The sequence below is a fragment of the Streptomyces sp. NPDC102274 genome (assembly GCF_044766385.1).
GTDB lineage: Bacteria > Actinomycetota > Actinomycetes > Streptomycetales > Streptomycetaceae > Streptomyces.
On sequence record NZ_JBIWLW010000001.1, the window covers coordinates 114,015 to 130,222 of the forward strand.

Annotated in this window: 15 protein-coding genes and 1 pseudogene; 5 read left to right on the forward strand and 11 right to left on the reverse strand. The window is 69.3% G+C overall.

From position 1 onward, the window contains the following. Positions 1-265: 265 nt before the first annotated feature. Complete coding sequence (locus ACIRQP_RS00555) at positions 266-1,264, forward strand: oxidoreductase (RefSeq protein WP_403881176.1); 999 nt, start codon at positions 266-268, stop codon at positions 1,262-1,264. A gap of 62 nt (positions 1,265-1,326) precedes the next feature. Here the strand turns inward: ACIRQP_RS00555 and ACIRQP_RS00560 are convergent, their stop codons facing one another. The 8 genes from ACIRQP_RS00560 to ACIRQP_RS00595 form a co-directional block, all read right to left on the reverse strand. Further along, positions 1,327-1,665: a metal-sulfur cluster assembly factor gene (locus ACIRQP_RS00560; protein ID WP_129769630.1), complete on the reverse strand. Its 339-nt coding sequence runs from the start codon at positions 1,663-1,665 to the stop codon at positions 1,327-1,329. Beyond that, the gene (sufU, locus tag ACIRQP_RS00565) at positions 1,662-2,126 is read right to left on the reverse strand and encodes a Fe-S cluster assembly sulfur transfer protein SufU (protein ID WP_030353686.1); all 465 of its coding nucleotides are present in this window, start codon (positions 2,124-2,126) and stop codon (positions 1,662-1,664) included. Before sufU ends, ACIRQP_RS00560 begins: the two co-directional genes overlap by 4 nt. A gap of 24 nt (positions 2,127-2,150) precedes the next feature. Beyond that, positions 2,151-3,425: a cysteine desulfurase gene (locus tag ACIRQP_RS00570; RefSeq protein ID WP_403881179.1), complete on the reverse strand. Its 1,275-nt coding sequence runs from the start codon at positions 3,423-3,425 to the stop codon at positions 2,151-2,153. Continuing rightward, a complete protein-coding gene (gene sufC / locus ACIRQP_RS00575; RefSeq protein WP_403881182.1) occupies positions 3,422-4,186 on the reverse strand; it encodes a Fe-S cluster assembly ATPase SufC in 765 nt (254 codons plus the stop codon). Before sufC ends, ACIRQP_RS00570 begins: the two co-directional genes overlap by 4 nt. A 7-nt stretch (positions 4,187-4,193) precedes the next feature. Beyond that, positions 4,194-4,511, reverse strand: coding sequence for a bifunctional 3-phenylpropionate/cinnamic acid dioxygenase ferredoxin subunit (locus ACIRQP_RS00580; RefSeq protein ID WP_403881185.1), 318 nt, complete (start codon positions 4,509-4,511; stop codon positions 4,194-4,196). After that, positions 4,511-5,692 carry a Fe-S cluster assembly protein SufD gene (gene sufD, locus ACIRQP_RS00585; protein WP_403881188.1) on the reverse strand — a complete coding sequence of 394 codons (1,182 nt, stop codon included), beginning with the start codon at positions 5,690-5,692 and terminating at the stop codon, positions 4,511-4,513. The genes ACIRQP_RS00580 and sufD overlap by 1 nt, the downstream gene beginning before the upstream one ends. Positions 5,693-5,768: 76 nt before the next feature. After that, a complete protein-coding gene (gene sufB / locus ACIRQP_RS00590; RefSeq protein WP_129769623.1) occupies positions 5,769-7,190 on the reverse strand; it encodes a Fe-S cluster assembly protein SufB in 1,422 nt (473 codons plus the stop codon). Beyond that, entirely contained in the window at positions 7,187-7,933 is a 747-nt protein-coding gene (locus ACIRQP_RS00595) for a helix-turn-helix transcriptional regulator (protein ID WP_403881191.1), read from the reverse strand. The genes sufB and ACIRQP_RS00595 overlap by 4 nt, the downstream gene beginning before the upstream one ends. A gap of 265 nt (positions 7,934-8,198) precedes the next feature. Between ACIRQP_RS00595 and ACIRQP_RS00600 the strand changes: the two genes are divergently transcribed. The 3 genes from ACIRQP_RS00600 (at position 8,199) to ACIRQP_RS00610 (ending at position 11,035) form a co-directional block, all read left to right on the forward strand. Beyond that, complete coding sequence (locus ACIRQP_RS00600) at positions 8,199-9,182, forward strand: ABC transporter ATP-binding protein (RefSeq protein ID WP_403881194.1); 984 nt, start codon at positions 8,199-8,201, stop codon at positions 9,180-9,182. Then, the gene (locus ACIRQP_RS00605; RefSeq protein WP_403881197.1) at positions 9,179-9,976 is read left to right on the forward strand and encodes an ABC transporter permease; all 798 of its coding nucleotides are present in this window, start codon (positions 9,179-9,181) and stop codon (positions 9,974-9,976) included. Before ACIRQP_RS00600 ends, ACIRQP_RS00605 begins: the two co-directional genes overlap by 4 nt. Before the next feature lie 69 nt (positions 9,977-10,045). Next, entirely contained in the window at positions 10,046-11,035 is a 990-nt protein-coding gene (locus ACIRQP_RS00610) for a heme A synthase (RefSeq protein WP_403882076.1), read from the forward strand. 37 nt (positions 11,036-11,072) lie between these two features. Here ACIRQP_RS00610 and ACIRQP_RS00615 read toward each other — a convergent pair. From ACIRQP_RS00615 to ACIRQP_RS00625, 3 genes and pseudogenes are all read right to left on the reverse strand, one after another. Then, positions 11,073-12,190: pseudogene (locus ACIRQP_RS00615) on the reverse strand (amidohydrolase). Between the two features lie 145 nt (positions 12,191-12,335). Next, positions 12,336-12,710 (reverse strand): hypothetical protein, encoded by a 375-nt coding sequence (locus ACIRQP_RS00620; protein ID WP_403881200.1) that lies wholly within the window; start codon positions 12,708-12,710, stop codon positions 12,336-12,338. 118 nt (positions 12,711-12,828) lie between these two features. After that, complete coding sequence (locus ACIRQP_RS00625) at positions 12,829-13,776, reverse strand: heme o synthase (RefSeq protein WP_403881202.1); 948 nt, start codon at positions 13,774-13,776, stop codon at positions 12,829-12,831. Positions 13,777-14,102: 326 nt separating this feature from the next. Here ACIRQP_RS00625 and tkt point away from each other — a divergent pair, with 326 nt between their 5' ends. Beyond that, positions 14,103-16,178 carry a transketolase gene (gene tkt, locus ACIRQP_RS00630; protein ID WP_403881205.1) on the forward strand — a complete coding sequence of 692 codons (2,076 nt, stop codon included), beginning with the start codon at positions 14,103-14,105 and terminating at the stop codon, positions 16,176-16,178. Positions 16,179-16,208 lie beyond the last annotated feature (30 nt).

The window sequence follows — 16,208 nt, forward strand, 5'->3', positions numbered from 1 at the left end:
GAGAGTACACATCGATGCGTACGGCCGTACACACCCTCCTCCCACCCCACCGGTTACGGTGTGCCGTCCGGATCGGAGCGGCGGGGAGCGGAGCAGACCGGTGGCGCAGGGCACGACGGGGTGGGGCGGCGGTGGCGGGCGCGGAAACGGGCCCGGCGGGCCGGGCGGACAGGGTCCGGGCGGGCCGTACGGAAGCGGCCCGTATGGAAACGGGCCCTACGGCTGGGGCGGCTGGACGCCTCCGCCGCCACCCCCCAAGCCCGGGGTGATACCCCTGGCCCCGCTCGGCCTCGGCGACATACTCGGCGGCACGTTCGCCACCATGGGCAGGTACGGGAAGCAACTGTTCGGGGTGGCCGCCACGGCCTACGGCGCGGCCATGGCGGCCGTGGCGATCGCGCTGGCCGTCGCCTACGCGGCTGTCGGCGACCGGCTGCGCGAGGTCCTCGACACACCCCACGGCGTGGATCCGTCCTGGGCCGGGGTCCGGCCGCTGCTGATCGCGTTCGGCTGTGTCTGGCTCTTCGGCATGGTGGTGCTGCTGGCCGCCAACGCGGTCGTCCAGGCCGCCTGCCCCTCGGTCGTCCAGAGCGCCGTCCTCGGCCGCCCCACCACCTTCGGCGCGCTCTGGCGCCGGGCACTCGCCCGGTTCCCCGCGGTCCTCGGTGCCGTCGTCCTCAGCGGGCTGATCGCCGTCCTGCCGGTGGCCCTGCTCGTCCTGGGCTTCACCGTCACACTGATCACCTACCTCACGATGGACGGCTCACCCGCCCATCTGTTCTGGCTGATCCCGCTCGGCTTCCTCGGCGCCCTGGCGGTCACACCGCCGGCGATCTGGCTCTGGGTCCGCCTCTGCCTGGCCCCGGCCGTCGCCGTCATCGAATCCCGCGGCCCGCTCGCGTCCCTGCGCCGCTCGGCCGCCCTGGTGCGCGGCGCCTGGTGGCGGATCTGCGGCATCTCACTGCTGGCCTTCGCCATGGCGTCGATCGCCGGCGTCGTCATCCAGCAGCTGATCAACGTGCTGACCACCTTCGGCAACCTGCTGACCCCGTCCGTCCTCAGCGGCGATCCGACCGTCGGACAGATCCTCGTGGCCGTGAGCGGCTTTCTGGTGCTGTTCATGGTCGCGCAGCTGATCACGCAGTTCATCACGACGACCTTCCCCCAGCTGGTGCTGAGTCTGCTCTATGTCGACCAGCGCGTCCGCACCGAGAACCTGGCCCCCATCCTGGCCCAGGCCGCCGGAACCCCGCCCCGCCCCTAGGACATGCGAGAGGGCCCCATGATCCGGCCGGGATCATGGGGCCCTCTCGCGCGCTCCGACACTCAGACGTTGAAGCCCAGCGCGCGCAGCTGCTCGCGGCCGTCGTCAGTGATCTTGTCCGGGCCCCACGGCGGCATCCATACCCAGTTGATCTTGAGTTCGTTGACGATGCCGTCCGTCGCCGCCTTCGCCTGGTCCTCGATCACATCGGTCAGCGGACACGCCGCCGACGTCAGGGTCATGTCCAGGGTAGCGATATTGGAATCGTCGATGTGGATGCCGTAGATCAGACCGAGATTGACGACATCGATGCCCAGTTCGGGGTCGACGACGTCGTACAGCGCCTCGCGGACCTCGTCCTCCGAGGCCGGCTTGATCGTCAGGGTCTCGTTCTCGCTCATGCCGTCTCCTTCGTCGCGCTGTCGCCCAGAGCCTGGGCCGTCGCGTCCTTCCACGCCATCCAGCTCAGCAGCGCGCACTTCACGCGGGCGGGGTACTTCGAGACGCCGGCGAACGCGACCGCGTCCTCCAGCACCTCTTCCATCGCGTCGTCGGGTTCGAGCTGGCCCTTCGACTGCATCAGCTCCAGGAAGGTGCCCTGGATCTTCTGCGCCTCGGCCAGCTCCTTGCCGACCAGGAGGTCGTTCAGTACGGATGCGCTGGCCTGGCTGATCGAGCAGCCCTGGCCCTCGTACGACACATCCGCGATCCGCGAACCCTCGTACCGCACACGCAGCGTGATCTCGTCGCCACACGTCGGATTGACATGGTGCACCTCGGCGTCGCCGTCCCGGAGACCGCGCCCATGCGGGTGCTTGTAATGGTCCAGGATGACGTCCTGGTACATCGAATCCAGCTTCACGAACTGCCCTGCCCTCTCAGATCCTCATCCGAAGAAGTTACGGACGTGCTCAAGCCCTTCGGCCAGAGCGTCGACCTCGGCCGGAGTGGAGTACAGATAGAAAGACGCTCGTGTGGTCGCGGGAATTCCGTACCGCAGGCAGACCGGCCGTGCGCAGTGGTGGCCGACCCGGACCGCGATGCCCTGCTCGTCGAGGACCTGGCCCACATCGTGGGGGTGGATGTCGCCGAGTGTGAAGGAGATCGTGGCGCCGCGGTCCTCGGCCGTCTCCGGTCCGATGATCCGCAGGCCGGGGACCTCCAGCAGCCGCTTCACCGCGTACTCGGTGATGACGTGCTCATGCGCGGCGATCCTGTCCATGCCGATCGCGGTGAGATAGTCCACGGCCGCGCCGAGACCGACGGCCTGGGCGATCGGGGGCGTACCCGCCTCGAACTTGTGCGGCGCCGGGGCGTAGGTCGACGAGTGCATCGACACGGTCTCGATCATCTCGCCGCCGCCCAGGAACGGCGGCAGGTCCTCCAGCAGCTCCTGGCGGCCCCAGAGAACACCGATCCCGGTCGGGCCGACCATCTTGTGGCCGGTGAAGGCGACGAAGTCGGCCTGGAGCGCCTGTACGTCGAGCACCTGGTGCGGGGCGGCCTGGGAGGCGTCGATGCAGACCAGCGCACCGACCTCCTGCGCGCGCCGGATGATCTTCTCGACCGGGTTCTGGGTGCCCAGGATGTTGGAGACCAGCACGAAGGAGACGATCTTCGTCTTCTCCGTGATGATCTCGTCGATGTTGGACAGATCGAGCCGGCCCTCGTCGGTGATGCCGAACCACTTCAGCTTCGCGCCCGTGCGCTGCGAGAGCAGCTGCCACGGCACGATGTTGGAGTGGTGCTCCATCTCCGTGATGACGATCTCGGTCTCGTGGTCCACCCGGTAGGGCTCGTCCGCCCAGCCGAGCATGTTCGCCACGAGGTTGAGCGACTCGGAGGCGTTCTTGGTGAAGATCACCTCGTCGCGGCTCGGCGCGTTGATGAAAGCGGCGACCTTGTCACGGGCGCCCTCGTACAGCGCCGTGGCCTCCTCGGCGATGGTGTACACGCCGCGGTGGACGTTCGCGTTGTGCCGCTCGTAGTACTCGTTGAGCGCGTCGAGTACCTGGCGCGGTTTCTGCGAGGTCGCCGCGGAGTCCAGGTACACGAGCTTCTTGCCGTCGTGGATCGCCCGGTCGAGGATCGGGAAATCCTTACGGATCGCCTCGTCGAGCAGCCGATCCGATGCTGTGCGAAGGCCCGGCAGCTGTGTCACGCGGTAACGCCACCCTTCACGTACGCCTCGTAGCCCTCGTTCTCCAGCTTGTCGGCCAGCTCCGCACCGCCGGACTCGGCGATCCGGCCCTGCGCGAAGACATGCACGAAGTCGGGCTTGATGTAGCGGAGAATCCGCGTGTAGTGCGTGATCAGCAGGGTGCCGACCTCGCCGCTCTCGCGGACGCGGTTGACGCCCTCGGAGACCACGCGCAGCGCGTCGACGTCGAGGCCGGAGTCGGTCTCGTCGAGGATCGCGACCTTGGGCTTGAGCAGTTCGAGCTGGAGGATCTCGTGCCGCTTCTTCTCGCCGCCGGAGAAGCCCTCGTTCAGGTTGCGCTCGGCGAAGGAGGAGTCCATCTGGAGACGCTCCATGGTCTCCCGGACCTCCTTCACCCAAGTACGCAGCTTGGGGGCCTCGCCGCGTACGGCGGTGGCGGAGGTGCGCAGGAAGTTGGAGACCGAGACGCCGGGGACCTCGACGGGGTACTGCATGGCGAGGAAGAGACCGGCACGAGCGCGCTCGTCGACGGTCATCCCCAGGACGTCCTCGCCGTCCAGGGTCACGGTGCCACCGGTGATCGTGTACTTGGGGTGGCCCGCGAGGGAGTACGCGAGGGTCGACTTGCCGGAGCCGTTGGGGCCCATGATGGCGTGCGTCTCGCCCTGCTTGACGGTCAGGTCGACGCCCTTGAGGATCTCGCGGGGGCCGCCTTCGGCCTCGACGGAGACGTGCAGGTCGTGGATTTCAAGCGTTGCCATGGGTGACTCAGGACTCCTGGGTGACGGAGACGAGCACATCGTCCCCTTCGATCTTTACGGGATATACGGGGACGGGGCGCGTCGCGGGCAGGCCGGACGGCTTTCCGGTACGGAGGTCGAAGCTGGAGCCGTGCAGCCAGCATTCGATCATGCAGTCCTCGACCTCGCCCTCCGAGAGCGACACGTTCGCGTGCGAGCAGATGTCGTTGATCGCGAACACCTCGCCCTCGGTACGGACGAGGGAGACCGGCGTGCCGTCGAGTTCCACCCTCTTCGGGGTGCCCTCCTCCAGCTCGCCCAGCCCACAGACTCGGACGAAGGCCATCAGACTGACGCCTCCAGCTCCGCCTCGATCGAGGCCATCAGACGTTCCTCGACATCCGGCAGGCCGATCTTCTGGACCAGCTCGGCGAAGAAGCCGCGGACCACCAGTCGGCGGGCCTCGGTCTCCGGGATACCGCGGGCCATCAGGTAGAAGAGCTGCTCGTCATCGAACCGCCCGGTGGCGGAGGCATGCCCGGCGCCGGCGATCTCACCGGTCTCGATCTCCAGGTTCGGCACCGAGTCGACCCGGGCACCGTCCGTGAGGACCAGGTTCCGGTTCATCTCATAGGTGTCGGTGCCCTCGGCCGAGGCGCGGATGAGTACGTCGCCGATCCACACGGCGTGCGCGTCCGTGCCCTGGAGCGCGCCCTTGTAGGCCGCGTTGGACTTGCAGTGCGGGGCGTTGTGGTCGACGAAGAGACGGTGTTCCTGGTGCTGGCCACGGTCCGTGAAGTAGAGGCCGAACAGCTCGGCCTCGCCGCCGGTGCCCGCGTACCGCACGAGCGGCTGGAGCCGTACGAGATCGCCGCCGAAGGTGACCACGATCGACGTGAACGAGGCGTCGCGGCCGACCAGAGCGTTGTGCTGGGCGACATGGACGGCCTTGTCGTCCCAGTCCTGTACGGAGACGACGGTCAGCTTGGCGCCGTCCCCGATGAGGTAGTCGACATTGGCGGCGAACACGCCGTCGCCGGTGTGGTCGAGGACCACGACCGCCTCGGCGAAGGCTCCCAACTCGACGATCTGGTGACCGTACGAGACCCCGCCCTCGCCGTGGACGGCGATCCGGATCGGCTCGCTCACCACGGTCTCCCTGGGCACCGAGACGACCGAGGCCTTCTCGAACGAGCAGTACGCCTGGGCGGCGACCCGGTCCACCGGGACACCGGCCTTGCCGACCCGCGCGTCGTCACGGCCGACGGTCTCGACGATGACGCCCTCGGGAGCGGTCACCTCGATCGTGACACCGCCGTCCTGCGCGACGGCGGTGCCGTCGTGCAGACCGCGCAGCCGTTCCAGCGGCGTGAACCGCCACTCCTCCTCGCGGCCGTGCGGGACGGGGAAGTCCGCCACGTCGTAGGAGGGGTGCGCGCTCATGCGCGTGGCGACGGTCGACTCGGCGGCCACCGCGATCGAACCGGCGGTCGTGGAACCCGCCGGAATGTTCTGAGCCTCAGCCATGGCTGTCGTCGTGCTCTCTCTCTGCCTCTGCGTAGGGATTACGGGCGCTGCTGGTCGGGCGTGGTCCGGGCGGCGGTCAGCCGACGGATCCCTCCATCTGCAGCTCGATCAGCCGGTTGAGCTCCAGCGCGTACTCCATGGGCAGCTCCTTGGCGATCGGCTCCACGAAGCCGCGGACGATCATGGCCATGGCCTCGAACTCGGAGAGACCGCGGCTCATCAGATAGAAGAGCTGGTCCTCGGAGACCTTGGAGACGGTCGCCTCGTGGCCCATGGACACGTCGTCCTCGCGGACGTCCACGTACGGGTAGGTGTCGGAGCGCGAGATGGTGTCCACCAGCAGCGCGTCACAGAGCACGTTGGACTTGGAGCCCTCGGCGCCCTCGCCGATCTCGATCAGACCGCGGTACGAGGTACGGCCGCCACCGCGCGCCACCGACTTGGAGACGATGTTCGACGAGGTGTGCGGGGCCATGTGGACCATCTTGGCGCCGGCGTCCTGGTGCTGGCCCTCGCCGGCGAAGGCGATGGACAGGGTCTCGCCCTTGGCGTGCTCGCCCATCAGGTACACGGCCGGGTACTTCATGGTGACCTTGGAGCCGATGTTGCCGTCGACCCACTCCATGGTCGCGCCCTCGTAGGCCACGGCGCGCTTGGTGACCAGGTTGTAGACGTTGTTCGACCAGTTCTGGATCGTCGTGTAGCGGCAGCGGCCGCCCTTCTTGACGATGATCTCGACCACGGCGCTGTGCAGCGAGTCCGAGGAGTAGATCGGGGCGGTGCAGCCCTCGACGTAGTGGACGTAGGCGTCCTCGTCGACGATGATCAGCGTCCGCTCGAACTGGCCCATGTTCTCCGTGTTGATACGGAAGTAGGCCTGGAGCGGAATGTCGACACGCACGCCCTTCGGCACGTAGATGAACGATCCGCCGGACCACACGGCCGAGTTCAGCGAGGCGAACTTGTTGTCGCCGACCGGGATGACCGTGCCGAAGTACTCCTGGAAGAGCTCCGGGTGCTCCTTCAGCGCGGTGTCCGTGTCCAGGAAGATGACGCCCTGCTCCTCCAGGTCCTCACGGATCTGGTGGTAGACGACCTCGGACTCGTACTGGGCGGCGACACCGGCGACGAGACGCTGCTTCTCCGCCTCCGGGATGCCGAGCTTGTCGTACGTGTTCTTGATGTCCTCCGGCAGTTCCTCCCAGGAAGCCGCCTGCTTCTCGGTGGACCGCACGAAGTACTTGATGTTGTCGAAGTCGATGCCCGACAGGTCTGAGCCCCAGTTGGGCATGGGCTTCTTGTCGAACAGGCGCAGACCCTTGAGCCGCAGCTTGAGCATCCACTCCGGCTCGTTCTTCTTCTCCGAGATGTCGCGGACGACAGCCTCCGAGAGACCGCGCTTGGCAGCGGCGCCGGCCGCGTCGGAGTCGGCCCAGCCGAATTCGTACGTGCCCAGACCCTCAAGCTCAGGGTGGGCAGTCTCCGTGGGGAGCGTCATGCGGGGTTCCTCCCGGCTGTGCTTTCAGAAGCGTGATGGGTGGTCTGTGGGGTGGTGGCGCGGGGAATGAAGGTCGTGCAGACCCCGTCGCCATGGGCGATGGTGGCCAGCCGCTGCACATGGGTCCCGAGCAGCTGGGAGAAGAATTCCGTCTCCGTCTCGCACAGCTGGGGGAACTGCTCGGCGACATGCGCGACCGGGCAGTGATGCTGGCAGAGCTGCTCGCCCTGTCGGTTCGGCGCGCTACGCGCCGTAGCAGCGTACCCGTCGGTGCTCAGCGCCTTGGCGAGTGCCTCCGTGCGCTTCTCGGGCTCGGCGGCCTCGACCGCCTGCCGGTAGCCCTCGGACTGGCCGGCGATACGGGCGCGGGCGAAGGCGGCGACGGCCGCTTCGCCCCGCTCACCACCGCCGGCGGCGGCCGCGATCCAGCGCAGTGCGTCGGCGGCGAGCTCGTCGTAGGACTGGTCGAAGGCGTCCCGGCCGCAGTCGGTCAGTGCGAACACCTTGGCGGGCCTGCCGCGCCCGCGTGAGCCGTAGACCCGCTGGTCACGGGGCTCGACCACGGAGTCGGCGGCCAGTGCGTCAAGATGGCGGCGGACAGCCGCCTGCGTGAGCCCGAGGCGTCCCGCCAGATCGGAGACGGTGGACGGGCCGTGGTCCAGGATGGACCGCGCGACCCGGTTGCGAGTGGAGTGCTCACCGGTCGCGAGTTCCTCCTGGGAAGCCTCGCCGACGTATTTCACAACGCCATTGTTGCGTAATTCCTCCGACCCTGACAACCGAGGTGGAAGACGACTTCCGGTGCCCTGCATCACTAAGGGTCACCTAAGGAATGTTTCTGGCCGTGATGGTGACGGCTCGGTTCGCCTCCGGGCGCTTCACGCCACCGGCCGGGGGCTTTACGCCACCGGAGGGAACGCGCCCGGAAGCCGGGCCTCCGGACGGCGTGCGACCGCCGTTTCGCCCCCGCGGGATCGAGGCCCTCCCCGCCTGCCTAGACTTCCCGGCATGTACAGCGACTTCCCGGGTGACCGGCTGCCCGAGAGCGGCTCCGCCGCGGGCCCGACCTCCGGAGAGCCGGTCGTCGAGGTACGGGGCCTGGTCAAGCGGTACGGGGCCAAGACCGCGGTGGACGGCCTCGATCTCACGGTCGGTGCCGGTACGGTCACCGCCGTCCTCGGCCCCAACGGAGCCGGCAAGACCACCACGGTCGAGATCTGCGAGGGGTACCGCTCGCCGGACGCCGGGACCGTACGCGTCCTGGGTCTGGACCCCGTCGCCGACGCGGCCCGGCTGCGCCCGCGTATCGGTGTGATGCTCCAGTCCGGTGGCGTGTACTCCGGCGCGCGCGCCGACGAGATGCTCCGCCACATGGCCCGGCTGCACGCCCGCCCGCTCGATGTGGACGCGCTGATCGAGCGGCTCGGCCTCGGCGGTTGCGGGCGTACCACCTACCGGCGGCTCTCCGGCGGCCAGCAGCAGCGGCTCGCGCTGGCCCTGGCCGTCGTCGGCCGCCCCGAGCTGGTCTTCCTGGACGAGCCGACCGCCGGCCTCGACCCGCAGGCCCGCCGCTCCACCTGGGATCTCGTACGCGAGGTGCGCTCCGACGGCGTGGGCGTGGTGCTGACCACGCACTTCATGGACGAGGCCGAGCAGCTGGCCGACGATGTGGTGATCATCGACGCGGGCCGGGTCATCGCCCAGGGCAGCCCCGAGGAGCTGTGCCGGGGCGGCGCGGAGAACACCCTGCGTTTCACCGGGCGCCCCGGGCTCGACCTCGGCTCCCTGCTGAAGGCGCTGCCGGACGGGACCATCGCCGACGAGCTGACCTCGGGGGTGTACCGGATCACCGGCGAGGTCGATCCGCAGCTGCTCGCGACGGTGGCCTCCTGGTGCGCGCAGCACGGCGTGATGGCGGACGGGATCTCCGTGGAGCGGCACACGCTGGAGGACGTCTTCCTCGAACTGACCGGCAAGGAGCTGCGTTCATGAGTACCAGCACGAGCGGCACCGGTACGCGCGGCACCGGCACCTACGCCCCGGCGCCCGGCGCGGCCCCGCTCGCGCGCATGATCGCGGCGCAGACGGCGTTCGAGACGAAGCTGCTGCTGCGCAACGGCGAGCAGCTCCTGCTGACCGTGATCATCCCGTCGCTGCTGCTGGTGCTCTTCTCGACGGTCGACATCATCGATACGGGCGCGGACAAGGCAGTGGACTTCCTGGCCCCGGGCGTCCTCGCGCTGGCCGTGATGTCCACGGCGTTCACCGGCCAGGCCATCGCCACCGGTTTCGAGCGGCGGTACGGGGTGCTCAAGCGGCTGGCGGTGTCGCCGCTGCCGCGCTGGGCCCTGATGACCGCCAAGACGCTCTCCGTGCTGGTCACCGAAGTGCTCCAGATCGTACTGCTGACGGTGATCGCGTTCGCGCTCGGCTGGTCCCCGGAGGGCGGCCCGCTCGCCGTTCTGCCGCTGCTCGTACTGGGCACGGCCGCCTTCTCCGGGCTCGGGCTGCTGATGGCCGGCACGCTCCGGGCCGAGGCGACGCTGGCCGCCGCGAACCTGGTCTTTCTGCTGCTCCTGGTGGGCGGCGGGGTGATCGTGCCGCTGGATGAATTCCCGGACGCGGCGCGCTCGGTGCTCGGGCTCCTGCCGATATCGGCGCTCTCCGACGGGCTGCGCGACGTGCTCCAGCACGGCGCCGCGCTGCCGTGGGGCGATCTCGGGATCCTCGCTGTCTGGGCCGCGCTCGGCCTCGGCGCGGCGGGCGCGTTCTTCCGCTGGGAGTAGCCACCGGAGCAGGGCGGCAGCGGGTGGCCGGGACGGCCGGGACGCGGCATACGTACCCCTCGTGAAAAGCTGCACAAGCTCCGGCCTACGATAGTGGCCGTGTTGACCCCCCTCGCGTATATCGCCCAGCGCTGGACGCCTTCACCTCGTACGCTCCAGCGCGCGGCGCTCACCGCCGTCGTGATGAGCGTCGTCATCGTCGTCACCGGCGGCGCTGTCCGGCTGACCGGTTCGGGCCTCGGCTGCGACACCTGGCCGAAGTGCACGGACGACAGCCTCTTCGCCACACCCGAGCAAGGGCTGCACGGCGCGATCGAGTTCGGCAACCGCATGCTGACCTACGTGCTGTGCGCGGCGGTCGGCTGGGCGATCATCGCGGCGCGCTCCACCAAGCCGCGGCGGCGCGGGCTGACCCGGCTCGCCTGGTCGCAGTTCTGGATCGTGATGGGCAACGCCGTGATCGGCGGGATCACGGTATGGATGGGCCTCAACCCGTGGACCGTCGCCGGGCACTTCTTCCTCGCCGGCGCGCTGCTCACCGTCACCACCCTGACCTGGCTGCGCACCCGCGAGGGCGACGCCACCCCCCGGCCGCGCGTCCCGCGCCCGGTGCGCAAGCTGTGCTGGGCGCTGGTGGGCGCCGCGGTGGTGCTGATCGCGGCGGGTACGGCGGTGACGGGCTCGGGTCCGCACGCCGGCGACAGTAGCGATGTGCCCCGGATGCCGTTCGACTGGGCCACCACCGCCCATGTGCACGCGGTGACCGCCTGGATCGTCTGCGCGCTGGCGGTGGCGATATGGCTGGTGCTGCGGGTGGTGGACGCCCCCGCCGACACCCGGGCGCGCGCCCGTGAACTGCTGATCGTGCTGCTCGCGCAAGGCGTCATCGGCTATGTGCAGTTCTTCACCGACCTCCCCGAAGTCCTGGTCGGCGCCCATATGTTGGGCTCCTGCCTGGTGTGGATCGCCGTACTGCGGCTGGCGATGAGCCTGCGCGAGCGGCCGCGGGTGGCGACGGAGATCCCCGTGCAGCCGGACCCGACGCTCTCAGCGGTCTGAGAAGCGCGACGAAAAAGCGTCCGTCCAAGAAGGGCGGTCAGGAAGCGTCCGGCAGTCCGTAGAGCCGGTGGGCGTTGCCGGCCGCGATCATTCCGGCGACGCGCTGGGCGTCCCGCAACGCCCACGCGCCGTCGCCCACCCAGCCGCCGAGGACCCGCTCCAGCGCCTCCCGGAACACCTGGGCGCCCACCACATGCAGCTCGGGCAGCCCGCGCGCGCCGCTGGAGAACAGCAGTTTCCCGAACGGCGCGAGCTCCAGGATCTCCGCGAGCACGGACGCGGCCCCGGCCCCGGTCCGCGCGAGTACGGGCCCCAGGTCCGCGTACACATGCGGGAAGACGCTCGTCAGATGAGCCGCGTGCCGGTGGTGCGGATAGCCGTTCAGCAGGACGAGATCGGTGCCGAGCCCGGCCGTGGCCGCCGCGAAGCCGGTGAGCGCCCCGGGGTCGGCATGGCGGTCCTGCGGATATGTGTCGGTGGCGCCGCCCGCGTGCAGTTGCAGGGGCAGTCCCGAGCCGACCGCGATCCAGAGCAGATGCCGCAGCAGTACGGGATCGGTGAGCGGGCCACCGGCCCGGCGCGCGGCCAGCCAGCGCCCCGCCGCGCCCCGTACCTCCCCCGGGCCCGGCGGCTCGGGCGACACGGCGAGGCCTGTCCTGGCCCCGGCGACGGAGCTGAAGGCGACGGCCGAGTCCGCCGCCGCGTGCACGGATTCGGCGAGACCGGCCAGGAAGGTGCCCGTTCCTCCCGCGAGGTCGGCGACCCGTTCGGCCAGCGGTTCCAGCCGGACGATCTCCCGTGCCTCGGCCGCGCCCGTCGCGGCGATCTCGGCGGGCCCGGTCAGATCGCCGGGCAGTCCGGTGTCCACCAGATAGTGGGAGATCCCTGTGGAGCGCAGCAGCCGGCGTCCGGTTTCGAGTACGCCGAGCTCCCGGCGGCGGGCGAGATAGCGGGCGGGCGGGCAGTGCGCCTCCGACCGAGCAGCGGTGGGCACCAGCGCCGGACGGCGAACCCGGTCTGGGTGTCGAAGAAGGTGGTGCCCGGCGCGGGGGCGCGCGCCGTTCCGCCGAGCTGGGCCTCGAAGGTGGCGAGGCCCAGTTCCGTGCGGAGTACCCCGTGGCAGTACTGGTCCACCAGGGACGCTGTTTCGATCATCGGGTTTCCCGTCGTGGACCGTACTCCTCCTGTCCTAACGGGTAACTCGCGCTCGGGTGGCGCCTTTCGGACGTCGCGGCGCCCCTCCGGCGTCGCCCGGCCCCGCGGGGCTCCCGGCCTCGCGACACTTCGGGCTTCGCGGGCCTCAGGCTTCGCGGCCGCCGAGCTGGAGTCCGGCCATCCGCTTCCATTCGTACGGTCCCGTGCGCACCTTGGCGGCGAACTCGCCGTCGAAGGACTCGTGCAGCGTCAGCCCGGCCTTCTCGGCGGCGTTGCTCGCGATGGCGTGCGAGGGAGCGACAAGATCGCCCCAGCCGCCGTCCTCACCGACGAGCACGATGCGCGTGCCGGACTGTCCGAGATACGCGAGTTGTCCCTCCGCACCGCCGTGCCGCCTGGCGAAGACGCCGATCCGCTTCGCCAGCCGGGCGGCCCGGCGCTCGTCGCGCGCCTCCCGCCGGGCCAGGGCCCGGCGCTCGTCGGCCTCGTCGCTCTGCTCTGTCTGCTGGATCTCTGCCATGAACGGGATGCTACCCACGGGTAGATCAACCGACGACGGGTGGGGCGCGTGGCGTTGACCACGCGCCCCACCCGTCGGTGGAGCAAGCACCCCACCGGTCGGTGGAGCAAAAAGCGCCTCAGCGCAGGAAGGGATCCACGGCCACCGCCACGAAGAGCAGCGACACATAGGTGATGGACCAGTGGAACAGCCGCATCTCCTTGAGCTTGGCGCCCGTCTCGCCGGCCTTGGCGCGCGACTGGAGTCCGTGCGCCTCCCACAGCCAGTAGCCGCCGGACACCAGCGCGACCGTCGTATAGAACCAGCCGGTGTACCCCAGGGGGGTCAGCAGCAGCGAGACCGCGACCATCACCCAGCTGTAGAGGACGATCTGGCGGGCCACGACATGGTTGGTGGCGACGACCGGAAGCATCGGGACGCCCGCGCGCGCGTAGTCGTCCTTCACCTTCATGGAGAGCGGCCAGTAGTGCGGCGGCGTCCAGAAGAACATGACGAGGAAGAGGATGACCGCGGCCCAGGACACCGAATTGGTGACCGACGACCAGCCGATCAGCACCGGCATACAGCCCGCGATACCGCCCCAGACGATGTTCTGCGAGGTACGGCGCTTGAGAATCATCGTGTAGACGATGACGTAGAAGAGCAGCGCGCCCAGGGCGAGGCCCGCGGACAGCCAGTTGACCAGAAGTCCGAGCCAGAGGGTCGAGACCACGGCCAGCGTCAGGCCGAACACCAGCCCCTCACGCGGCGAGACCATGCCGGTGACGAGAGGACGCCGCGACGTACGGTCCATCACGGCGTCGATATCACGGTCGATGTACATGTTCAGCGCGTTGGCGCCACCGGCGGAGAGAAAACCACCGATACAGGTAGTGACCACCAGCCACAGATCGGGTACGCCTCGCGCGGCCAGGAACATCACCGGAATGGTGGTGATGAGCAGCAGTTCGATGATCCGCGGCTTGGTCAGCACCACGAATGCCTTGACGCGGGCGCCGAACGGCCGGTGGCCGCCCGAGCTCGGAGTCAAGGCGACCCCTGCGGGTCGGGACTCGACGGCCGTCACGCACACCCCTGACAGAGAAATCCCAGCAAGCGCCGGGCGTGAAGGCCCGGTAACGACTTGCGCGTACCACGCCACTCTAGACGTTGCCCCAACGCCGATCTCCGTGGGGGTCGGTCGTGCGAAACAGTGTGGAACGCCCTCCCTGAACGGTCCGTACGACCTGCCGGAAAGTGAACTCCGGGACGCCGGGAGGCGAACTCTCCAGGCGCACCGCACCCTGGAAACACGCTCGGAAAGATGACTGTTGCTGCGGGTAGGCTCGACAACGAACCGGTGCGCCCTCAGACACCGGAATTCGATCATGTGGAGAGGAGCCCTGACTCAGGGTGAGCACCAAGCCGACCACCACAGACCTCGAGTGGACCGATTCGGACCGCCGGGCAGTCGACACCGCCCGCGTCCTGGCCATGGATTCCGTACAGAAGGTCGGCAACGGCCATCCGGGTACGGCCATGAGCCTGGCACCCGCCGCCTATCTGCTCTTCCAGAAGGTGATGCGGCACGATCCGGCCGACGCGCAGTGGACCGGCCGAGACAGGTTCGTCCTCTCGGCGGGGCACTCGTCCCTGACCCTGTACATCCAGCTCTACCTGGCCGGATACGGTCTGGAACTCGACGACCTGGAGTCCTTCCGTACCTGGGGTTCGAAGACCCCGGGCCACCCGGAGTACGGACATACCGTCGGTGTGGAGACCACCACCGGACCGCTCGGGCAGGGTGTCGCGAACGCGGTGGGCATGGCGATGGCCGCCCGCTACGAGCGCGGTCTGTACGACCCGGAGGCCGCGCCCGGCACCTCCCCGTTCGACCACACCATCTGGGCGATCGCCGGTGACGGCTGCCTCCAGGAGGGCATCTCGGCCGAGGCGTCCTCGCTGGCCGGCCACCAGAAGCTGGGCAATCTGGTCCTGCTCTGGGACGACAACCACATCTCCATCGAGGGTGACACCGAGACCGCGGTCTCCGAGGACACCCTCAAGCGGTACGAGGCGTACGGCTGGCATGTGCAGCGCGTCGAGCAGCTGCCCAACGGCGACCTCGACCCGGCGGGTCTGTACGAGGCCCTGCAGGCGGCGCGGGCGGAGACCGGGCGTCCCTCGTTCATCGCGGCCCGCTCGATCATCGCGTGGCCCGCCCCGCACGCGCAGAACACCGAGGCGGCGCACGGCTCCGCGCTCGGCGCGGACGAGGTCGCCGCCACCAAGAAGGTGCTCGGTTTCGACCCGGAGAAGTCCTTCGACGTCTCCGCCGAGGTGCTCACGCACACCCGTGAGGCGCTCGACCGCGGCCGTGAGGCGCGCAGCGAGTGGGAGAAGACCTTCGCCGCCTGGCGTACCGCCAACCCGGAGCGCGCGGCGACGTTCGACCGGGTCAGGGCCGGCGAACTGCCCGCGGGCTGGGAGGAGAAGCTCCCCGCCTTCGAGACCGGCAAGTCCGTCGCGACGCGCGCCGCGTCCGGCAAGGTGCTCCAGGCGCTCGGTGAGGTCATCCCCGAACTGTGGGGCGGCTCCGCCGACCTCGCGGGTTCGAACAACACCACCATCGACAAGACGTCGTCGTTCCTCCCGGCGGGCAACCCGCTGCCGGAGGCCGACCCGTACGGCCGCACGGTGCACTACGGCATCCGCGAGCACGCCATGGGTTCGACCATGAACGGCATCGCGCTGCACGGCAACACCCGTATCTACGGCGGCACTTTCCTGGTGTTCTCGGACTACATGCGCCCGGCCGTCCGGCTCGCCGCGCTGATGCGGGTGCCGGTCACGTACGTCTGGACGCATGACTCGATCGGTCTCGGCGAGGACGGTCCGACCCATCAGCCGGTCGAGCACCTCTCCGCGCTGCGGGCCATCCCGGGTCTGAACATCGTCCGTCCCGCCGACGCCAACGAGACGGCGATCGCCTGGCGCGAGATCCTCAAGCGGCACGACAAGGGCGCTCCGCACGGTCTGGCGCTGACCCGCCAGGGTGTGCCGACGTACGAGGCCAACGACGATGCGGCCAGGGGCGGTTACGTCCTGTTCGAGGCCGAGGGCGGCGCTCCGCGGGTCGTGCTGATCGGCACCGGCTCCGAGGTGCAGCTGGCCGTCGAGGCGCGTGAGCGGCTCCAGTCCGCGGGTATCCCGACCCGGGTGGTCTCGATGCCGTCGGTCGAATGGTTCGAGGAGCAGGATCAGGAGTACAAGGACAGCGTTCTGCCGCCCGCCGTGAAGGCGCGGGTGGCGGTCGAGGCCGGTATCGGGCTCACCTGGCATCGCTTCGTGGGCGAGGCCGGACGCATCGTCTCGCTGGAGCACTTCGGCGCTTCGGCCGATGGCAAGGTCCTTTTCCGCGAGTTCGGCTTCACCGCGGACGCGGTCGCCGCGGCGGCACGGGAATCTCTGACGGCTTCGGCGCGCTGACGCCTTTATACGAACAGTAGGAGATGCAAC

Bases quoted from the DNA above. Each gene is read 5' to 3' on its own strand.
- sufB (WP_129769623.1), bottom strand. From the start codon at position 7,190: ATGACGCTCCCCACGGAGACTGCCCACCCTGAGCTTGAGGGTCTGGGC.
- ACIRQP_RS00600 (WP_403881194.1), top strand. From the start codon at position 8,199: ATGTACAGCGACTTCCCGGGTGACCGGCTGCCCGAGAGCGGCTCCGCC.
- sufC (WP_403881182.1), bottom strand. From the start codon at position 4,186: ATGGCAACGCTTGAAATCCACGACCTGCACGTCTCCGTCGAGGCCGAA.
- ACIRQP_RS00580 (WP_403881185.1), bottom strand. From the start codon at position 4,511: ATGGCCTTCGTCCGAGTCTGTGGGCTGGGCGAGCTGGAGGAGGGCACC.
- ACIRQP_RS00620 (WP_403881200.1), bottom strand. From the start codon at position 12,710: ATGGCAGAGATCCAGCAGACAGAGCAGAGCGACGAGGCCGACGAGCGC.
- sufD (WP_403881188.1), bottom strand. From the start codon at position 5,692: ATGGCTGAGGCTCAGAACATTCCGGCGGGTTCCACGACCGCCGGTTCG.
- ACIRQP_RS00560 (WP_129769630.1), bottom strand. From the start codon at position 1,665: ATGAGCGAGAACGAGACCCTGACGATCAAGCCGGCCTCGGAGGACGAG.
- ACIRQP_RS00605 (WP_403881197.1), top strand. From the start codon at position 9,179: ATGAGTACCAGCACGAGCGGCACCGGTACGCGCGGCACCGGCACCTAC.